The sequence below is a fragment of the Methylobacterium sp. Leaf469 genome (assembly GCF_001424745.1).
In the GTDB taxonomy this organism is placed as follows: Bacteria; Pseudomonadota; Alphaproteobacteria; order Rhizobiales; family Beijerinckiaceae; genus Methylobacterium.
The window spans coordinates 1-20,214 of record NZ_LMRE01000020.1; the positions used below are offsets into that span (position 1 = coordinate 1).

The following is a 20,214-nucleotide window of genomic DNA, read 5'->3' on the forward strand; positions in this document are numbered from 1 at the left end:
CATCGTGCCGGTGGCCATGGAAGAGAAGCTGCGCTTCGCCATCCGTGAAGGCGGCCGCACCGTCGGCGCAGGCGTCGTCGCCGCCATCAACGAGTAGTCGGTCCGCCATCACCGTCGCGACGCCGCGGGACCCCGGTCCCGCGGCGTTTGCTCTCCGAGCCGAACAATCCTGACGGCACCGACAATCTCGGAAAATCCCGTACGGTTCGCCATTGCGGCAAGGCCCGGGCCGGTCTATAGCAGCGCCGCGGCGATGAATGCGTCCCCGCATAGGAGTGTAGCTCAACTGGTCAGAGCGCCGGTCTCCAAAACCGGAGGTTGCGGGTTCGAGTCCCTCCACTCCTGCCAATTGGCCGCTGCTCCAGTTCAAGTCTACTCCCCGTTCCATTCCGATCAGATCGCCTGTCCGCAAGTCGGAACCCGGTGCAGTCGACAAGCACGGGGACTTGCGCTAGAGCGGTCGCCTTCCGAGATCGATGAAGGCTTTCGCGGCAGGCGTGGCTCCAGGCCTCCGCACCGCGCTTTCCCGATCCCCGGACCGTTCTCCTGTTTGTTGGCGCCATGGCATCGAACGAAGCATCGAAGAAAACGGACCTCGCGCGCACCCCGCCGCGTGGCTCCGTCACGCCGGGTCCTGCTCGGGCGACGCCCCCCGTGCGGCCCGCGCCCAAGCGCGTCGGCCCCGTGGAGTTCCTCGGCCAGGTGCGCGACGAGGGCCGCAAGGTCACGTGGCCGACCCGCAAGGAGACCGTGGTCACCACCGTGATGGTGTTCATCATGGTGGTCGCCGCGAGCCTGTTCTTCACCGTGGTCGATCAGGCCATGCGCTACCTCGTGACCCTGATCCTCGGGGTCGGGACCAACTAATCTATCGGTCCGGGCGCGCTTTCGCGACCGGTCGAGCGACGTCAGGATTTGGTGAGAACGTGTCGAAGCGCTGGTACATCGTCCACGCCTACTCGAATTTCGAGAACAAGGTCGCGCAGTCCATCAAGGATCAGGCGGCCCAGCGTGGCCTGATGGAGCTGTTCGACGAGGTCATGGTTCCGACCGAGAAGGTCGTGGAGGTCCGTCGCGGCCGAAAGGTCGATGCCGAGCGCAAGTTCTTCCCCGGCTACGTCCTGGTTAAGTGCGACCTCACCGACGAGGTCTACCACCTGATCAAGAACACCCCGAAGGTCACGGGCTTCCTCGGCGCCGACAAGTCGAAGCCCGTGCCGATTCCGGATTCGGAAGCCGAGCGCATCAAGGGCCAGGTTGCCGAGGGCGTCGATCGCCCGAAGCCCTCCATCTCCTTCGAGATCGGCGAGACGGTCCGCGTGTCCGACGGTCCGTTCGCGTCCTTCAACGGCACCGTGGAAGAGATCGACGAGAGCCGCTCGCGCCTCAAGGTCGCCGTATCGATCTTCGGCCGCGCCACCCCGGTGGAGCTCGAATACGCCCAGGTCGAGAAGCTCTGATCTTTTGGATTTCGCGGGTGAGTCACCACTGACTCATCCGCTTTTCTTCCGTTCGGCTCCGCGCCGGACGCGAAACCACCATCTCCAGGATGGTGTCACGCGCGGAAGGTCCGCCCGGTTCGCCGCCGGGGTCCACGGACCGTACCGCGACCTGCAACCGCCCGCTCCACCTGCGCTGAGGCCAGCCGGGTGCCGGGCATTCTTTGGGAGCAGTCCCTATGGCAAAGAAGATCACGGGCTACGTGAAGCTTCAGGTTCCGGCCGGCGCCGCGAACCCGTCGCCGCCCATCGGCCCCGCGCTCGGTCAGCGCGGCCTCAACATCATGGAATTCTGCAAGGCCTTCAACGCGAAGACCTCTCAGATCGAGAAGGGCACCCCGATCCCGGTCGTGATCACGGCCTATCAGGATCGCTCCTTCACCTTCGAGATGAAGCAGCCCCCGGTGACGTTCTTCCTCAAGAAGGCCGCCGGCCTGAAGATCGGCAAGAAGCCGGCTTCCGGTTCCAAGACCCCGGGCAAGCCCGGCACCAACGTCGGCAAGGTCACCGAGGCACAGCTCCGCGAGATCGCCGAGCGCAAGATGCCCGACCTGAACTGCGATTCGGTGGATGCCGCCGTCGCGATGATCCGTGGCTCCGCGCGGGCCATGGGTCTCGACATCGTCGCTTAAGGGGAGGGCACCATGGCACACGAAGGCAAGCGCATCCGCGCCGCCCGCGAGGGCATCGACGCGCTCAAGCTCTACACCATCGACGAGGCGATCAAGCTCGTTAAGGAGAAGGCCAGCGCCAAGTTCGACGAGACCGTCGAGGTCTCCATGAACCTCGGCGTCGACCCGCGCCACGCCGACCAGATGGTCCGCGGCGTCTGCAACCTGCCCAACGGCTCCGGCCGGACCGTGCGGGTGGCGGTGTTCGCCCGCGGCGCCAAGGCCGACGAGGCCCGGGAAGCCGGTGCCGACATCGTCGGCGCCGAGGATCTCCTCGAGATCGTCCAGAGCGGCAAGATCGAGTTCGATCGCTGCATCGCCACCCCGGACCTGATGCCGCTCGTCGGTCGTCTCGGCAAGGTGCTGGGCCCGCGCGGCCTGATGCCGAACCCGAAGGTCGGAACCGTCACCATGGACGTGAAGTCCGCGGTCGCCGGCGCCAAGGGCGGTTCGGTCGAGTTCCGCGTCGAGAAGGCCGGGATCGTCCACGCCGGCATCGGCAAGGTCTCGTTCGACGCCGACAAGCTCGTCGAGAACATCAAGGCCTTCGCCGACGCGGTCTCCAAGGCGAAGCCCGCCGGCGCCAAGGGCCAGTACGTCCAGCGCGTCGCCGTGACCTCCTCCATGGGTCCGGGCGTCAAGGTCGAGCCCTCGACGGTCCTGCCGGCGTAACACCCGCAGGCCTGCCACATTTTGGAAACGCCCGGCCTCGCGGCTGGGCGTTTTCGTTTAAGGCCTCACGCCCGCCAGAACGGCTGGCAGGCCTCCCGCCGAACGGCTTCCGGGTTCAGCCCGACCTCGCGCATCTGCTCGGGATGCAAGTTCGCCAAAGTCCGGCGGTGACGCCAGCGCCCGAGCCAGACACGGCACAACGCACCGAGCCCGCGATCCACGCCGGTTGCCACGGCAGACGGATATGGGGATCGGAGGAGGGACGTGGACGACATGGCGATCTACTCCGATAGCGCAGCCTCCGAAGGGGCTTGCCGCGCAACATTGATCCGAGCACAAATCGGATCAATCGAAACATTGATCTCGGAGCATTTTCGTTCGTGAGCGACTTCAGGGTCCTGGCCGACCGCCTTGCCGACGCGATCGCCGCGGGACGACTGGCACCGGGCGCGCGATTGCCGCCGCAACGCGCCTACGCCTACGCCAACGGCATCGCCGTCTCGACGGCGAGCCGGGTCTATGCCGAACTCGTCCATCGTGGTCTGGTCACAGGGGAGATCGGCCGGGGCACCTATGTGCGGTCGCGCGCCGCGACACCCATCCTCGCTTTCGCCGAACCGCCGCCGACCGCCATCGACCTCGAACGCAACTATTCGATCCTACCGGGTGAGGTGGAGACCCTTTCCGGTGCAATTGCGGGATTGCTCCGATCCGACCGCCTCGAAACCCTTGCCGGTCCCGTGGCGGCGACGGGTCATGCGGAGGGGCGGGCCATCGCCGCCCGCTTCTTTGCCCGACCGGGCTGGACGCCCACCCCCGACAGAATGCTGTTCACCGGCAACGGGCGCCAGGCCGTGGCAGCCGCCCTCGCGGCCCTCGCTCCGCCGGGCGAGCGCATCGGGGTCGAGGCGATGACCTATCCGGTGGTGAAGGGAATCGCCGCGCGCCTCGGCATCGTCCTGGTGCCCATCGCCATGGACGGGGAGGGCCTGTGCCCCGAATCGGTCGCCCAGGCGCACCGGACCACACCCCTGCGCGGCCTCTATCTCCAACCCTCGCTTCACAATCCCCTCGGAATCACCATGGGCGGTGAGCGCAGGGCGGCCATCGCGGCCTGCCTCGAAGCCTTCGGCCTCCTGGCTGTCGAGGATGCGATCTACGGATTCCTGAGCGACGCCGCCCCCTTGGCCGCCCTGGCGCCCGACCGCGTCGTCTTCCTCGACAGCCTGTCGAAGCGGGTCGCGCCCGGCCTCACCCTCGGGTTGATAGCCACGCCGCCGGCCCTCACGGATCTGGTCGCCCACTGCGTACGTTCGGGCGGGTGGGGTGCCACCGGTCTGCCCTTCGGCATCGGACTCCATCTCATGGATTCGGGGGAGGCGGCCCGGATTGGACTGGCGAAGCGGCGCGATGCCCGTTCCCGGCAGGCGCTCGCGCGTGACATCCTCGGCGACCTCGACGTGCGGGGCGATCCGGGCGCCTACCACCTCTGGCTGGTTCTGCCCGAAGCGTGGCGGGCCGAGACCTTCGTCGCGGCGGCTGCCCGGCGCGGGATCGCGGTCACCCCCGCCAGCGCCTTCGCCGTCCATCCCGGCCACGCGCCCAACGCCGTGCGCCTCGCGCTGGCCTCACCGCCCCTCGACGCCCTCGCCACCGCCCTGCGGACCCTGCGCCAGCTGGCGGCAGGGGGGGACGACCGCCCCGTCGAGTGAGACCGGACGGCCCACCGTTCAAAGGACCGTGAGGCTCCGGGCGGCAAGCAACCGGCGGTGCGAGAAATCGCGTTCGAGGGGGACGCCATCGCGCGGGGCTGTGCTAAGTACGGCTTCATGCGATGCACCCTCTCCGTCTCCTCCAAGCGACGCATCCTGTGCGTCTTCCCCGCTTACACGCCGTCCTTCGGGACGTTCGCGCACGCCTATCCGTTGATGGGCGGCGTCAAGGCGTTCATGCCGCCGCAAGGTCTGCTGCTCATCGCGGCCTACATGCCGGAGACCTGGGAGTACCGGTTCGTCGACGAGAACATCAAACGGGCCGGGCCGGACGACTTCGCCTGGGCCGACGCGGTGTTCGTGTCGGGCATGCACATCCAGGCCCCGCAGATCCGCGATATCTACGCCCGGGCGCACGCGGCCGGTAAGGTCACGGCGCTGGGCGGCCCGTCGGTCTCGGGCTCGCCCGAGCAGTACCCCGAGTTCGACTACCTCCATATCGGCGAGATCGGCGACGCCACCGACGAGCTCGTGGCGATCCTCGACCGCGACGTGTCGATCCCGGCCGCCCAGGTGCGCCTGGAGACGAAGGAGCGCCTGCCGCTCTCCGACTTCCCGGCCCCCGCCTACGAGGCCGCCCCGCTCAAGCGCTACCTCATCGGCTCCCTGCAATTCTCGTCGGGCTGCCCGTATCGCTGCGAATTCTGCGACATCCCGCAGCTCTACGGCCGCCAGCCGCGCCTGAAGAGCCCCGAGCAGATGCTCGGCGAACTCGACGCGATCATCTCCCAGCCCGGTCACCCGGCGGTGGTGTACTTCGTCGACGACAACTTCATCGGCAACCGCAAGGCGACGAAGGACATGCTGCCCCACCTCGTGGCGTGGCAGAAGAAGAATCACTACCCGCTTCAGTTCGCCTGCGAGGCGACCCTGAACATGGCGAAACAGCCCGACATCCTCGCGCTCATGCGCGAGGCCAACTTCATGACCGTCTTCGTCGGCATCGAGACGCCGGAAGAGGACGCGCTCGCCGGCATCGACAAGAAGCACAACGCCGCCGTGCCCATGTACGAGGCCATCGAGACTCTCAACAGCTTCGGACTGGAGGTGACGTCCGGCATCATCCTCGGCCTCGACACCGAGACCGACGGCTCCGAGCAGAAGCTCATCGACTTCGTCGACAAGTCGGCGGTGCCGGTGCTGACCATGAACCTGCTCCAGGCCCTGCCCAAGACCCCCCTGTGGGACCGCCTCACCCGCGAGGGCCGTCTGCTCCACGACGCGTCGCTCGAATCCAACGTCCTGTTCAAGCGGCCCCACGACGACGTGGTGGCGAGCTGGCGCCGGGCCATCGCCCATGCGTACGAGCCGGCCCACCTCTTCGAGCGCTTCAAGTATCAGGTCGAGCGGACCTACCCGCACCGGATCAAGACTCCGCTGAAGGGCAAGCTCACCCGGACCAACCTGCGCCGCGGCTTGATCCTCGGCTTCAACATCGCACTCAGGGTCGGCGTCCTGTCGGATTACCGGGGCGTGTTCTGGAAGGCGGCGGGCCACGCCCTGAAGCGCGGGCAGATCGAGGCGGTGTTCAACATGGGCTTCGTCGCCCACCACCTCATCCGGTTCACCCGCGAGGCCCTGCGCGGCGAGCACAACGCTTCGTTCTACGCGGCCAAAGCCGACCAGGCGAAGGAGCAACGCACGCCATGGTGGCAGGCCGCGCGCCGGTTCCTGCCGACGTGATGGAGTGACGGACCTGCCGCTGCGCTCGGCCGCAGCGGCAAGTGCCGTCAAGGAAAATCGGCGCCTGCGACCGAATAGTCCCGCACTGGCCCTTGGCAGGCTGCTTGCAAGGTTCTATAGACCGCGCTCAACGTTTTCATGAACGAGAAAGGAATCGACCCATCGGTCGGTTTCCAATCGAGAGATCCCTGGGCAACCAGGTGATATGGCCGGAAGGCTTTGAGGGGCGAAAGCCCTTTCAGGCTTTATCCGGCCATGTCCTGTCCGAGACTGCAGGCGCTGGGCGACCGGCTTAATCTTCCAGCCTGCACAGACGGGGAAGACCGAATTCAACATCCTCGCGCACCCTGGCGATTCGTCGGGGTCGAGAGGCATCGGTTTGAACCATCTCACCCGTGTCGTCCACCCATTCGGGGGGGCAGCAGGGGACAGGGCCGTGAAGCGTCGTCCAGGACGTTCCGGCTTTCATGAGCCGAATTCCGTCCCGGGCGGCATGTGCAACCGGCGGACCCATCCTCGGGTTCCGCCAACCGGAGAGAGCCCCAGTGGACAGGACAGCCAAAGCTGATCTCGTCTCGACGCTCAACGGCGTGTTCGCGAACACGTCCGTCGTCGTCGTGGCCCACTACAAGGGCCTCACGGTCGCCGACATGCAGAAGCTGCGCTCGCAGATGAAGCTGGCCGGTGCCACCGTGAAGGTCACCAAGAACCGCCTCGCCAACATCGCTCTCGATGGCACGGACGTCGCCTCCATCAAGCCCCTCCTGAAGGGTCCGACCCTGCTCGCCTATTCGAGCGACCCGGTCGCGGCCGCCAAGGTTGCGGTGGAGTTCGCCAAGGTCAACGACAAGCTCGTGATCCTCGGCGGCGCCATGGGCACGACAGCCCTGAACCCGGACGGCGTGAAGGCCTTGGCCTCGCTCCCGTCCCTCGACGAACTGCGCGCCAAGATCGTGGGCCTCATCCAGGCTCCCGCGACCAAGATCGCCCAGGTCGTCAACGCACCGGCGGCCAAGCTCGCCCGCGTGTTCGGGGCCTATGCCACGAAGGACGAGGCTCAGGACGAAGCGGCCTGAAGGTCGCATCGTTCTTCTCAACCCATCCGTTCAAACCGATCTCTGAAGGAACACCACCATGGCTGATCTCGCCAAGCTCGTCGACGACCTGTCCTCGCTGACCGTTCTCGAGGCCGCCGACCTCGCCAAGCTGCTCGAAGAGAAGTGGGGCGTCTCGGCCGCCGCTGCCGTCGCCGTCGCCGGCCCCGCCGCCGGTCCGGCCGCCGCCGTCGAGGAGCAGACCGAGTTCACGGTCATGCTCACCGCCGCCGGCGACAAGAAGATCGAGGTCATCAAGGAGGTCCGCGCGATCACCGGCCTCGGCCTCAAGGAAGCCAAGGACCTCGTCGAAGGCGCTCCGAAGGCCGTCAAGGAGTCCGTCAACAAGGAAGAGGCCGAGAAGCTCAAGGCCCAGCTCGAGAAGGCTGGCGCCAAGATCGAGCTCAAGTAAGACTCTTCGGTGGGCCGCCTCAGGCCCATCACTTCCCCGTCGGGCTCCCCGGAGCTTGACGGGCCCAAAGGCCCGCGGGTTCGCGCCCGTGGGCTAAGGTCGCTTCCGGCGACACGACCGGCCCGGCGACGGGCCACCAGATTTTCAGTTCGGGAGGGCGGCGTCCGGCGGGGCGCGTCCATCGCCTGGTCGCGGGAGGCACGAGCCTTCCCCGGGCATCCGGTACGCGGGACGTAGGAGCGAGGTCACCCATGGCCAACACGCTGGTCGGTCGCAAGCGCATTCGCAAATTCTTCGGCAAGATCAAGGAAGTCGCCGAGATGCCGAACCTCATCGAGGTTCAGAAGGCATCCTACGACCAGTTCCTGATGATGGACGAGCCGGAAGGCGGGCGGGGCGACGAAGGCCTGCAGACCGTGTTCAAGTCGGTTTTCCCGATCTCGGACTTCTCGGCCACGGCCCTCCTCGAGTTCGTGAAGTACACGTTCGAGCAGCCGAAATACGACGTCGACGAGTGCCGTCAGCGCGGCATCACCTATGCGGCCCCGCTCAAGGTGACCCTGCGCCTCATCGTGTTCGACGTCGATCCCGACACCGGTGCGAAGTCGGTCAAGGACATCAAGGAGCAGGACGTCTACATGGGCGACATGCCTCTGATGACGGAGAACGGCACCTTCATCGTCAACGGCACCGAGCGCGTCATCGTCTCCCAGATGCACCGTTCGCCCGGCGTGTTCTTCGACCACGACAAGGGCAAGACCCACTCGTCGGGCAAGCTCCTGTTCGCCGCCCGCATCATCCCGTATCGCGGCTCCTGGCTCGACGTCGAGTTCGACGCCAAGGACATCGTCCACGTCCGCATCGACCGCAAGCGCAAGCTGCCGGTGACCTCCCTGCTGTTCGCCCTCGGGCTCGACGGCGAGGAGATCCTGTCGACGTTCTACAACCGCGTGCTGTACGACCGCGACGGCGCCGAGTGGCGCGTGCCGTACGATGCCGAGCGCCTGAAGGGCTTCAAGGCCTCCGTCGACCTCGTCGATGCCGAGTCCGGTGAAGTCGTGCTCGAAGCCGGCAAGAAGCTCAACGCCCGGAACGCGCGCCAGATCGCCGAGCGCGGCGTGAACTTCCTCAAGGCCACGGACGAAGACCTCATCGGCCAGTACATCGCCGAGGATCTGGTGAACGACCAGACGGGCGAGATCTGGGCCGAGGCCGGCGACGAAATCTCCGACAAGCTCCTCAAGAGCCTCGAAGAGGTCGGCATCACCGAGCTGCCCGTGCTCGACATCGACCACATCAACGTCGGTCCCTACATCCGCAACACCCTCGCGGTGGACAAGAACTCCGCCCGCGAAGGCGCGCTGTTCGACATCTACCGGGTCATGCGTCCCGGCGAGCCGCCGACCCTCGACACCGCCGAGGCGATGTTCCACTCGCTGTTCTTCGATTCCGAGCGCTACGACCTCTCGGCGGTCGGCCGCGTGAAGATGAACATGCGCCTCGACCTCGACGCCGAGGACACCGTGCGGACCCTGCGCCGTGAGGACATGCTCGCGGTCGTCAAGGCTCTGGTGGATCTGCGCGACGGCAAGGGCGAAATCGACGACATCGATCACCTCGGCAACCGCCGTGTGCGGTCCGTCGGCGAGCTCATGGAGAACCAGTACCGCCTCGGTCTGCTCCGCATGGAGCGCGCCATCAAGGAGCGGATGTCCTCCGTCGACATCGACACGGTGATGCCGCAGGACCTCATCAACGCGAAGCCCGCGGCCGCGGCCGTGCGCGAGTTCTTCGGCTCGTCGCAGCTGTCGCAGTTCATGGATCAGACCAATCCGCTCTCGGAAGTGACGCACAAGCGTCGCCTCTCGGCGCTCGGACCCGGCGGTCTGACCCGCGAGCGCGCCGGCTTCGAAGTGCGCGACGTGCACCCGACGCATTACGGCCGCATCTGCCCGATCGAGACCCCGGAAGGCCCGAACATCGGCCTGATCAACTCGCTGGCGACCTTCGCCCGGGTGAACAAGTACGGCTTCATCGAGACCCCCTTCCGCAAGGTGAAGGACGGCGTCGTCACCACTGACGTCGCCTACCTGTCGGCGATGGAAGAGGCGAAGTACTACGTTGCCCAGGCCAACGCCCAGATGGACGAGGCCTTCAAGCTGACGGAAGACCTCGTGGTCTGCCGTCGTGCCGGCGACGTCATCGTCGTGCCGCCGGACCGCGTCGATCTCATGGACGTGTCGCCGAAGCAGCTCGTTTCGGTCGCCGCCGCGCTGATCCCGTTCCTCGAGAACGACGACGCGAACCGCGCCCTCATGGGCTCGAACATGCAGCGCCAGGCGGTGCCGCTGGTTCGTGCCGACGCGCCCTTCGTGGGCACGGGCATGGAGGCCGTGGTCGCCCGCGATTCCGGTGCCGCCATCGCGGCGCGCCGCTCGGGCATCGTCGATCAGGTGGACGCCACCCGTATCGTCATCCGCGCCACGGAAGAGGCGGACGCCACCAAGCCGGGCGTCGACATCTACCGCCTGCAGAAGTTCCAGCGCTCCAACCAGTCGACCTGCATCACGCAGAAGCCGTTGGTGCGCGTCGGCGAGTCCGTGAAGAAGGGCGAGATCATCGCCGACGGTCCGTCGACGGAGTTCGGCGAACTGGCGCTCGGCCGGAACGTGCTCGTCGCGTTCATGCCCTGGAACGGCTACAACTTCGAGGACTCGATCCTGCTTTCCGAGCGGATCGTGAAGGATGACGTGTTCACCTCGATCCATATCGAGGAGTTCGAGGTGATGGCCCGAGACACCAAGCTCGGTCCCGAAGAGATCACCCGCGACATCCCCAACGTCTCCGAAGAAGCGCTGAAGAACCTCGACGAGGCCGGCATCGTCTACATCGGCGCCGAGGTCCACGCCGGCGACATCCTGTGCGGCAAGATCACCCCGAAGGGCGAAAGCCCGATGACGCCGGAGGAGAAGCTTCTCCGCGCGATCTTCGGCGAGAAGGCGTCCGACGTGCGCGACACCTCGCTTCGGGTCCCCCCGGGCGTGACCGGCACCATCGTCGAGGTCCGGGTGTTCAACCGCCACGGCGTCGACAAGGACGAGCGCGCCCAGGCCATCGAGCGCGAGGAAATCGAGCGCCTCGCCAAGGATCGCGACGACGAGCAGGCGATCCTCGACCGCAACACCTATGCGCGTCTGGCCACCGTCCTCATCGGTCAGGCCCCCATCGCCGGTCCGAAGGGCTTCAAGAAGGAGACCACGCTCAACCGTGAGCTCCTCTCCGAGTACCCGCGTTCGCAATGGTGGCAGTTCGCCGTCATCGACGACCGTCTCATGACCGAGATGGAAGCGATGCAGAAGCAGTACGACGAGTCGAAGAAGCGCCTGGAGCAGCGCTTCCTCGACAAGGTCGAGAAGCTGCAGCGCGGCGACGAGCTGCCCCCCGGCGTGATGAAGATGGTCAAGGTCTTCGTCGCGGTGAAGCGCAAGATCCAGCCGGGCGACAAGATGGCCGGCCGTCACGGCAACAAGGGCGTCGTGTCGCGCATCGTCCCCATCGAGGACATGCCGTTCCTCGAGGACGGGACGCATGCCGACATCGTGCTCAATCCGCTGGGCGTGCCCTCGCGCATGAACGTCGGTCAGATCCTGGAGACCCACCTGGGCTGGGCCGCGGCCGGTCTCGGCCGCAAGGTCGGGCTCGCGGTGGACGCGTATCTTCGCAGCAACGACATCGCGCCCCTCAAGGCGGAGATGGAGGCGATCTACTCGCCGTCGGAGCTCGAAGGCCTGTCGGACGAGGACATGGCGGAAGCGGCCAACAACGTGCGCCGCGGCGTGCCGATGGCGACTCCGGTGTTCAACGGCGCCAAGGAAGCCGACATCGAGCAGATGCTGGAAATGGCCGGTCTCGACCGGTCGGCCCAGTCGACGCTCTATGACGGCCGCACGGGTGAGCCCTTCGACCGCAAGGTCACCATGGGCTACATCTACATGCTGAAGCTGCACCACCTCGTGGACGACAAGATCCACGCCCGGTCGATCGGTCCGTACTCCCTCGTCACCCAGCAGCCGCTGGGCGGCAAGGCGCAGTTCGGCGGTCAGCGCTTCGGCGAGATGGAGGTCTGGGCGCTCGAGGCCTACGGCGCCGCCTATACCCTGCAGGAGATGCTCACGGTGAAGTCGGACGACGTCGCCGGCCGCACCAAGGTGTACGAGGCCATCGTGCGCGGCGACGACACCTTCGAGGCCGGCATCCCCGAGTCCTTCAACGTGCTCGTCAAGGAAATGCGCTCGCTCGGCCTCAACGTCGAGCTCACCTCCTCGAAGAAGACCGCCAACGACCAGATCGAGCCGCCCGCCGAGGCGGCCGAGTAACCACCGCACCACGCTCCCGCGCCGGCTCACTCGCCGGCGCGGTCCGAGCGGGGAGGGGAAGCGCCTCCCGGATGATGACGGCCAGCGGCGACTGAGACAGTCGCGGCGCCGACCAGTTTACAGCACGCGGTAGCCCCTCGGCGGAGGGTGCGCCCCGTCAGCAGGAGTCGATCCATGAACCAAGAGGTCATGAATCTTTTCAACCAGCAGGCTCAGCCCCAGAGCTTCGACCAGATCAAGATCTCGATCTCGTCGCCGGAGAAGATCCTCTCGTGGTCTTTCGGCGAGATCAAGAAGCCCGAGACGATCAACTACCGCACGTTCAAGCCCGAGCGCGACGGCCTGTTCTGCGCCCGGATCTTCGGGCCGATCAAGGACTACGAGTGCCTGTGCGGCAAGTACAAGCGCATGAAGTACAAGGGCGTCATCTGTGAGAAGTGCGGCGTCGAGGTCACCCTCGCGCGTGTGCGGCGCGACCGCATGGGCCACATCGAGCTCGCCGCCCCCGTCGCCCACATCTGGTTCCTGAAGTCGCTGCCGTCCCGCATCGGCCTCCTGCTCGACATGGCCCTCAAGGACCTCGAGCGGATCCTGTACTTCGAGTCCTACGTCACCATCGAGCCGGGCCTCACCCCCCTCAAGGAGCGTCAGCTCCTCTCCGAGGAGGAGTACCTGCGCGCGCAGGAGGAGTACGGCGAGGACTCGTTCACCGCCATGATCGGCGCCGAGGCCATCCGGCGCATCCTGCAGGAACTCGACCTCGACGGCATCGCGGATTCGCTGCGCGAGGAGATCGCCACCACGACCTCCGAGCTGAAGCCGAAGAAGCTCCTCAAGCGCCTGAAGATCATCGAGGCCTTCCAGATGTCGGGCAACAAGCCCGAGTGGATGATCCTCACCGTGGTGCCGGTGATCCCGCCGGACCTGCGCCCCCTCGTCCCGCTGGACGGCGGCCGCTTCGCCACGTCCGATCTCAACGACCTCTACCGCCGCGTCATCAACCGCAACAACCGCCTGAAGCGGCTAATCGAACTGCGCGCGCCGGACATCATCATCCGCAACGAGAAGCGCATGCTTCAGGAGGCGGTCGACGCCCTGTTCGACAACGGCCGCCGCGGCCGCGTCATCACGGGCGCAAACAAGCGTCCCCTGAAGTCCCTCGCCGACATGCTCAAGGGCAAGCAGGGCCGCTTCCGCCAGAACCTGCTCGGCAAGCGCGTCGACTATTCCGGCCGTTCGGTCATCGTCGTCGGCCCGGAGCTGAAGCTGCACCAGTGCGGCCTGCCGAAGAAGATGGCGCTGGAGCTGTTCAAGCCGTTCATCTACGCGCGCCTCGACGCCAAGGGCTTCTCGGCAACCGTGAAGCAGGCGAAGAAGCTCGTGGAGAAGGAGAAGCCCGAGGTTTGGGATATCCTCGACGAGGTGATCCGCGAACACCCGGTGATGCTCAACCGCGCGCCGACGCTCCACCGCCTCGGCATCCAGGCGTTCGAGCCCAAGCTCATCGAGGGCAAGGCGATCCAGCTCCACCCGCTGGTCTGCGCCGCGTTCAACGCCGACTTCGACGGCGACCAGATGGCCGTGCACGTTCCCCTGAGCCTCGAGGCTCAGCTGGAGGCGCGCGTGCTGATGATGTCGACGAACAACATCCTGCACCCTGCCAACGGCCTGCCGATCATCGTGCCGTCGCAGGATATCGTGCTCGGCCTGTACTACCTCTCCATCGTGGCCGAGGGCGCCATCGGCGCGTTCGACCCGACGAGCAAGACCAACCCGATGCAGGGCGTCTTCGGCAATGTGGGCGAGCTCGAGCACGCGCTGGCGGCCAAGACCGTCAAGCTGCACTCGAAGATCCGCTGGCGGTGGAACGGCATCGGCCCCGATGGCGAGCCGCTGACGAAGACCTACGACACCACGCCGGGCCGCGTGATCCTGTCCGGCGCCCTGCCGCTGCACAAGAACGTCCCCTTCGACGTCGTCAACAAGCTGATGACCAAGAAGGAGATCTCGTCGATGATCGACACCGTCTACCGCCACTGCGGTCAGAAGGAGTCGGTGATCTTCTGCGATCGCATCATGGCGCTCGGCTTCAATCACGCGTTCAAGGCCGGCATCTCGTTCGGCAAGGACGACATGGTGGTGCCCGACAACAAGTGGCCCATCGTCGACGACACGCGTGCCCTCGTGAAGGACTACGAGCAGCAGTACAACGACGGCCTGATCACCCAGGGCGAGAAGTACAACAAGGTGGTCGATGCCTGGGCCAAGTGCTCGGACAAGCTCGCCGCCGAGATGATGCTGCGCATCTCCACGGTGCAGAAGGACGAGAACGGCGCCGACAAACAGATCAACTCGATCTACATGATGAGCCATTCCGGTGCCCGTGGTTCGCCGGCGCAGATGAAGCAGCTCGCCGCCATGCGCGGCCTCATGGCCAAGCCCTCGGGCGAGATCATCGAGACGCCGATCATCTCGAACTTCAAGGAAGGCCTCGACGTGCTCGAGTACTTCAACTCGACCCACGGCGCCCGTAAGGGCCTCGCGGACACCGCGTTGAAGACGGCCAACTCCGGCTACCTGACCCGTCGTCTCGTCGACGTGGCCCAGGACGCGGTCATCCGCGAGGTCGATTGCGGTTCGACCTCCGGCATCCGCATGCGCGCCATCGTCGACGCGGGCCAGGTCGTGGCCCCGCTCTCGATCCGCATCCTCGGCCGCGCCACGGCGGAGGATCTCGTCGCCCAGGACGGAACGGTCATCGTCAAGACCAACGAGACCATCGAGGAGAAGCACCTGCCGGCCATCCAGGCGGCGGGCATCCAAGAGGTGAAGATCCGCTCGGTGCTGGTGTGCCAGACCCGCAGCGGCGTCTGCGCCACCTGCTACGGCCGAGATCTGGCCCGCGGCACGCCCGTCAACATGGGCGAGGCCGTCGGCGTCATCGCGGCGCAGTCCATCGGCGAGCCGGGCACCCAGCTCACCATGCGCACCTTCCACATCGGCGGCGCGGCGCAGATCGCCGACTCGTCGTTCATCGAGTCGAGCTTCGAGGGCACCATCAAGATCCGCAACCGGGCGCTCGCCCGGAACACGGACGGCGACCTCATCGCCACGGGCCGCAACGTCGCCGTCGTCATCGTCGGCTCCGACGGTTCCGAGCGCGCGGTGCACCGCCTGCAATACGGCGCCAAGCTGCGGGTGGACGAGGGCGACACGGTCAAGCGCGGCCAGCGCATCGCCGAATGGGACCCCTACACCCGTCCGATCATCACCGAGACCGACGGCATCGTCGCCTACGAAGACCTCATCGACGGTCAGTCAATCACGGAGACCACCGACGAGTCGACGGGTATCGCCAAGCGCGTGGTCATCGACTGGCGCGGCACCGCCCGCACCGCCGACCTCAAGCCGGCGATGCTGGTGCTCGATGCCGACGGCAAGCCGATGAAGCTGCCGCGCGGCTCCGACGCCCGCTACTTCCTGCCCGTCGACGCCATCATCGGCTACGATCCGGGTGGGCGCGTGAAGGCCGGCGACATCCTCGCCCGCGTCTCCACCGACTCGGCCAAGACCCGCGACATCACCGGCGGTCTGCCGCGGGTGGCGGAGCTGTTCGAGGCCCGTCGGCCCAAGGACGCGGCGATCATCGCCGAGAAGTCCGGCACGATCCAGTTCGGGCGCGACTACAAGAACAAGCGCCGCCTGACGCTGACCCCGCACGACGGCTCGGACGCCGTCGAGTACCTCATCCCCAAGGGCAAGCACATCCACCTGCAGGACGGGGACGTGGTGGAACTCGGCGACTACATCGTCGACGGCAATCCGGCGCCGCACGACATCCTGGCGATCAAGGGCGTGGAGGAGCTCGCCGCTTACCTCGTCAACGAGATCCAGGAGGTCTACCGGCTCCAGGGCGTGGCCATCAACGACAAGCACATCGAGGTCATCGTCCGGCAGATGCTGCAGAAGGTCGAGATCACCGACGGCGGCGATTCGGACATCCTCACGGGTGACCAGATCGACCGGACGGAACTGGCCGACGCCAACGAGAAGCTGCTCGCCGAGGGCAAGCGTCCCATCGTCGGCGTGCCGGTCCTGCTCGGCATCACCAAGGCCTCCCTGCAGACGAAGTCGTTCATCTCGGCGGCCTCGTTCCAGGAGACCACCCGCGTCCTCACGGAGGCGGCCGTCAACGGCAAGATCGACTACCTCGAAGGCCTCAAGGAGAACGTCATCGTCGGCTCGCTCATCCCGGCCGGCACGGGCTCCATGGCCGCCGACATCCGCGCCGTGGCGCGGCGTCGCGACGCCATGATCCTCCAGCAGAAGGCCGCCGAGAGCGGCGCACAGCCCCTCACGGGCCTGCCGCCCGCCGCCGAGTAGGCGAGAGCGACCGTCACCGAACAAACCAGGGGTCGCCTACGGGCGGCCCCTTTTTCGTGCGCGGACCATCGGAGACAGGTTTCGGGCCGCGACGCCCGTTTCATTCACGGTTCGCTAGGGGAAATGGGTTGACGGCCGGCGAATCCACCTCTATCAGGCCCTCATTGAACGGCTGGCCGTAAGCAGCAATTGATCCACGAGCGTCTCGCTCGGATCCAAGCTTCTTAAACGCATCCGACTTCAACAGACGAACACGTGTCAGCCCGGCATGATCGCTTGCTTCATCGCAGGTGATCCTCTGCTTGCAACGGCGCGCCAAAGGCTGACATCAGCCTGGGGCGCGGTTTTGCGTTTCATCGCACAGATCGTGCGGCGACGGGGCGGGCCAAACGAGATTTGGATTTCGACGGTCGCCGACGCAGGCGACGCGTTTCGAGAGGATTGGCATGCCGACGATCAACCAGCTGATCGCTCAGCCGCGCAAGGCGCAGAAGAGCCGCAACAAGGTGCCGGCGCTCGACGCCTGCCCGCAGAAGCGTGGCGTCTGCACCCGCGTCTACACGACGACCCCCAAGAAGCCGAACTCCGCGCTCCGTAAGGTCGCCAAGGTTCGTCTGACCAATGGCTTCGAAGTCATCGGTTATATCCCGGGCGAGGGTCACAACCTTCAGGAGCACTCCGTGGTGATGATCCGCGGCGGCCGTGTGAAGGACCTTCCCGGCGTTCGCTACCACATCCTGCGCGGCGTGCTCGACACGCAGGGCGTCAAGGGTCGTAAGCAGCGCCGGTCCAAGTACGGCGCCAAGCGTCCGAAGTAAGTTATTCGCGCACCCCGCAAGGATGTCGCCGGCCCCGATTGGGCTCGAGGCGGCCTGCGCGGGGTGGTTTCAAGACCCTGTATTTAGACGGAGCGAGCGATGTCCCGCCGCCATTCTGCCGAGAAGCGCGAAATCATTCCGGACGCCAAGTACGGCGATATCGTTCTGACCAAGTTCATGAATTCGATCATGTACGAGGGCAAGAAGTCCATCGCCGAGGGTATCGTGTACGGCGCGTTCGACATCGTCGAGAACCGCGCCCGCGCCAACCCCATCGAGGTGTTCCGCGCCGCCCTCGAGAACGTGGCCCCGGCCATCGAGGTCCGCTCCCGCCGCGTCGGCGGCGCGACCTATCAGGTCCCCGTCGAGGTTCGCACCGAGCGCCGCCAGGCCCTGGCCATCCGTTGGCTGATCCAGGCCGCACGCGGCCGCAACGACCGCACCATGGTGGAGCGCCTGTCGGCCGAGCTCCTCGACGCCGCCAACAACCGCGGCAACGCCGTGAAGAAGCGGGAAGACACGCACCGGATGGCGGAAGCCAACCGCGCCTTCTCGCACTACCGCTGGTAAGCGGACCCGGACCCTTTCAGGAGCAATCCGATGCCCCGCACGCACGCGATCGAGGACTACCGCAACTTCGGCATCATGGCCCACATCGATGCCGGCAAGACCACGACCACCGAGCGGATCCTCTACTACACCGGCAAGTCCCATAAGATCGGCGAAGTCCATGACGGCGCCGCGACCATGGATTGGATGACGCAGGAGCAGGAGCGTGGCATCACGATCACCTCCGCGGCGACCACCTGCTTCTGGCGCGACAAGCGCCTGAACATCATCGACACCCCCGGCCACGTGGATTTCACCATCGAGGTGGAGCGTTCGCTTCGCGTACTCGACGGCGCCGTGTGCGTGCTCGACGGCAACCAGGGCGTCGAGCCCCAGACCGAGACCGTCTGGCGCCAGGCCGACAAGTACGACGTGCCTCGCGTCGTGTTCGTCAACAAGATGGACAAGATCGGCGCAGACTTCTTCAAGTGCGTCGCCGACATCATCGACCGCGTCGCCGGCAAGCCGGTGTGCCTGCAGCTGCCGATCGGCGCCGAGACTTCCTTCAAGGGCGTCATCGACCTGATCAAGATGAAGGCCATCGTCTGGACCTCGGAGAAGCTCGGCGCCGAATTCGCCGAAACCGAGATCCCCGACGATCTCGCCGAGCAGGCCGCGGAGTACCGCATCAAGCTCGTCGAGGCCTGCGTAGAGATGGACGATGACGCGATGTCGGCCTACCTCGACGGCGTCGAGCCCGACGCCGAGACGATGCATCGCCTGGTGCGCACCGCCGTGCAGCGTCGCGCCTTCCATCCGGTGCTGTGCGGATCGGCTTTCAAGAACAAGGGCGTCCAGCCCCTGCTCGACGCCGTGGTCGATTACCTGCCGTCCCCCGCCGATCGCGGCGAGATCAAGGGCCTCGACTTCAAGACCGAGGAAGAGATCGTCCGTCATCCGTCGGACAGCGATCCCTTCTCCATGCTCGCCTTCAAGATCATGGACGATCCGCACGTCGGCACGATCACGTTCTGCCGCGTCTACTCGGGCAAGATCGAGTCGGGCGCCAACGTCATCAACTCGTCGCGCGACAAGAAAGAGCGCGTCGGCCGCATGCTCCTCATGCACGCCAACAACCGCGAAGACGTCAAGGAGGCCTTCACGGGCGACATCGTCGCCCTGGCCGGCCTCAAGGACACCCGTACGGGCGACACCCTCTGCGATCCGCAGAAGGCCGTGATCCTCGAAAAGATGGAGTTCCCCGAGCCCGTCATCGAGATCGCCGTGGAGCCGAAGTCGAAGGCCGATCAGGAGAAGCTCGGCATCGCTCTCGCCAAGCTGGCCGCCGAGGATCCGTCGTTCCGGGTTTCGACGGACCAGGAGTCGGGCCAGACCATCCTTCGCGGGATGGGCGAGCTCCACCTCGACATCAAGGTCGACATCCTTCGCCGCACCTACATGGTCGATGCCAACATCGGTCAGCCGCAGGTGGCGTATCGTGAGAAGCTCACGAAGCGCACCGAGATCGACTATACCCACAAGAAGCAGACCGGCGGTACCGGTCAGTTCGCCCGGGTGAAGTTCATCGTGGAGCCCAACGAGCCCGGCAAGGGCTTCGAGTTCTCCTCGAAGATCATCGGCGGCACGGTGCCGAAGGAGTACATCCCGGGCGTCGAAAAGGGCCTCAACTCGGTGCTCGGTGCCGGTATCCTGGCAGGCTTCCCCGTCGTGGACATCAAGGTCGAGCTCATCGACGGCGCCTACCACGACGTCGACTCCTCGGCGCTCGCTTTCGAGATCGCGTCGCGTGCAGCCCTCCGTGAGGCCCTCCAGAAGGGTGGATCGGTGTTGCTCGAGCCGGTGATGAAGGTCGAGGTCGTCTCTCCGGAAGAATACACCGGTTCGGTGATCGGCGATCTCAACTCCCGCCGTGGCCAGATCCAGGGCCAGGACATGCGCGGCAATGCGAACGTCATCAACGCGATGGTGCCGCTGGCCAACATGTTCGGTTACGTGAACCAGCTGCGCTCCTTCTCTCAGGGGCGCGCCAACTTCACGATGCAGTTCGACCATTACGAAGAGGTGCCGCGCGGCGAGGCCGAGAAGGTCGTCGCGAAGTACGCTTAAGGCTTCCCGCCTTTTCCGGACCGCAGCAGCATCACCTGAAACACTGAGATTACGGAGGCTACGATGGCCAAAGAGAAATTCGCTCGTACGAAGCCGCACTGCAACATTGGCACGATCGGTCACGTGGACCACGGCAAGACGTCGCTGACGGCGGCGAT

14 protein-coding genes, 1 tRNA gene and 1 pseudogene are annotated in these 20,214 nt (G+C 66.0%); all 16 read left to right on the forward strand.

Annotation, left to right across the window (positions count from 1 at the left end; translation table 11 throughout):
- Positions 1–97 (forward strand): annotated as a pseudogene (locus tag ASG60_RS22025) (elongation factor Tu); the annotation flags it as partial.
- Between the two features lie 174 nt (positions 98–271).
- Positions 272–348: transfer RNA gene (locus ASG60_RS10960), tRNA-Trp, on the forward strand.
- Between the two features lie 213 nt (positions 349–561).
- The gene (gene secE / locus ASG60_RS10965; protein ID WP_056171425.1) at positions 562–867 is read left to right on the forward strand and encodes a preprotein translocase subunit SecE; all 306 of its coding nucleotides are present in this window, start codon (positions 562–564) and stop codon (positions 865–867) included.
- Positions 868–926: 59 nt separating this feature from the next.
- Positions 927–1,460 (forward strand): transcription termination/antitermination protein NusG, encoded by a 534-nt coding sequence (gene nusG, locus ASG60_RS10970; protein ID WP_056092062.1) that lies wholly within the window; start codon positions 927–929, stop codon positions 1,458–1,460.
- A 218-nt stretch (positions 1,461–1,678) separates the two neighbouring features.
- Entirely contained in the window at positions 1,679–2,131 is a 453-nt protein-coding gene (gene rplK, locus ASG60_RS10975; protein WP_056171427.1) for a 50S ribosomal protein L11, read from the forward strand.
- A 12-nt stretch (positions 2,132–2,143) separates the two neighbouring features.
- Positions 2,144–2,842, forward strand: coding sequence for a 50S ribosomal protein L1 (rplA, locus tag ASG60_RS10980; RefSeq protein ID WP_056171430.1), 699 nt, complete (start codon positions 2,144–2,146; stop codon positions 2,840–2,842).
- 380 nt (positions 2,843–3,222) lie between these two features.
- A complete protein-coding gene (locus ASG60_RS10985) occupies positions 3,223–4,554 on the forward strand; it encodes a PLP-dependent aminotransferase family protein (protein WP_056385604.1) in 1,332 nt (443 codons plus the stop codon).
- A 117-nt stretch (positions 4,555–4,671) separates the two neighbouring features.
- Positions 4,672–6,297 (forward strand): B12-binding domain-containing radical SAM protein, encoded by a 1,626-nt coding sequence (locus ASG60_RS10990; RefSeq protein WP_056305006.1) that lies wholly within the window; start codon positions 4,672–4,674, stop codon positions 6,295–6,297.
- A 545-nt stretch (positions 6,298–6,842) separates the two neighbouring features.
- Positions 6,843–7,373 (forward strand): 50S ribosomal protein L10, encoded by a 531-nt coding sequence (gene rplJ, locus ASG60_RS10995; protein ID WP_056171434.1) that lies wholly within the window; start codon positions 6,843–6,845, stop codon positions 7,371–7,373.
- 58 nt (positions 7,374–7,431) lie between these two features.
- Positions 7,432–7,803, forward strand: coding sequence for a 50S ribosomal protein L7/L12 (gene rplL / locus ASG60_RS11000; RefSeq protein WP_056171436.1), 372 nt, complete (start codon positions 7,432–7,434; stop codon positions 7,801–7,803).
- Between the two features lie 251 nt (positions 7,804–8,054).
- The gene (rpoB, locus tag ASG60_RS11005; RefSeq protein ID WP_056171438.1) at positions 8,055–12,179 is read left to right on the forward strand and encodes a DNA-directed RNA polymerase subunit beta; all 4,125 of its coding nucleotides are present in this window, start codon (positions 8,055–8,057) and stop codon (positions 12,177–12,179) included.
- Between the two features lie 174 nt (positions 12,180–12,353).
- The gene (gene rpoC / locus ASG60_RS11010) at positions 12,354–16,562 is read left to right on the forward strand and encodes a DNA-directed RNA polymerase subunit beta' (protein WP_056265688.1); all 4,209 of its coding nucleotides are present in this window, start codon (positions 12,354–12,356) and stop codon (positions 16,560–16,562) included.
- A 446-nt stretch (positions 16,563–17,008) separates the two neighbouring features.
- Positions 17,009–17,380, forward strand: a complete 372-nt coding sequence (gene rpsL / locus ASG60_RS11015) for a 30S ribosomal protein S12 (RefSeq protein WP_018044234.1) — start codon at positions 17,009–17,011, stop codon at positions 17,378–17,380.
- A gap of 99 nt (positions 17,381–17,479) precedes the next feature.
- On the forward strand, positions 17,480–17,950 hold the full coding sequence (gene rpsG / locus ASG60_RS11020) for a 30S ribosomal protein S7 (protein WP_018044233.1): 471 nt from the start codon (positions 17,480–17,482) through the stop codon (positions 17,948–17,950).
- A 30-nt stretch (positions 17,951–17,980) separates the two neighbouring features.
- Positions 17,981–20,056, forward strand: coding sequence for an elongation factor G (fusA, locus tag ASG60_RS11025; RefSeq protein WP_056171442.1), 2,076 nt, complete (start codon positions 17,981–17,983; stop codon positions 20,054–20,056).
- Between the two features lie 63 nt (positions 20,057–20,119).
- Positions 20,120–20,214 (forward strand): GTP-binding protein (locus tag ASG60_RS22725; RefSeq protein ID WP_139221393.1); only part of this gene is annotated, 95 nt, incomplete at its 3' end.

What these genes read in the sequence shown, in the direction of transcription:
- secE (WP_056171425.1), top strand. Translation starts at nt 562, where the DNA reads ATGGCATCGAACGAAGCATCGAAGAAAACGGACCTCGCGCGCACCCCG.
- rplK (WP_056171427.1), top strand. Translation starts at nt 1,679, where the DNA reads ATGGCAAAGAAGATCACGGGCTACGTGAAGCTTCAGGTTCCGGCCGGC.
- rplA (WP_056171430.1), top strand. Translation starts at nt 2,144, where the DNA reads ATGGCACACGAAGGCAAGCGCATCCGCGCCGCCCGCGAGGGCATCGAC.
- ASG60_RS10990 (WP_056305006.1), top strand. Translation starts at nt 4,672, where the DNA reads ATGCGATGCACCCTCTCCGTCTCCTCCAAGCGACGCATCCTGTGCGTC.
- rplL (WP_056171436.1), top strand. Translation starts at nt 7,432, where the DNA reads ATGGCTGATCTCGCCAAGCTCGTCGACGACCTGTCCTCGCTGACCGTT.
- rpoB (WP_056171438.1), top strand. Translation starts at nt 8,055, where the DNA reads ATGGCCAACACGCTGGTCGGTCGCAAGCGCATTCGCAAATTCTTCGGC.
- rpoC (WP_056265688.1), top strand. Translation starts at nt 12,354, where the DNA reads ATGAACCAAGAGGTCATGAATCTTTTCAACCAGCAGGCTCAGCCCCAG.
- rpsL (WP_018044234.1), top strand. Translation starts at nt 17,009, where the DNA reads ATGCCGACGATCAACCAGCTGATCGCTCAGCCGCGCAAGGCGCAGAAG.
- rpsG (WP_018044233.1), top strand. Translation starts at nt 17,480, where the DNA reads ATGTCCCGCCGCCATTCTGCCGAGAAGCGCGAAATCATTCCGGACGCC.
- fusA (WP_056171442.1), top strand. Translation starts at nt 17,981, where the DNA reads ATGCCCCGCACGCACGCGATCGAGGACTACCGCAACTTCGGCATCATG.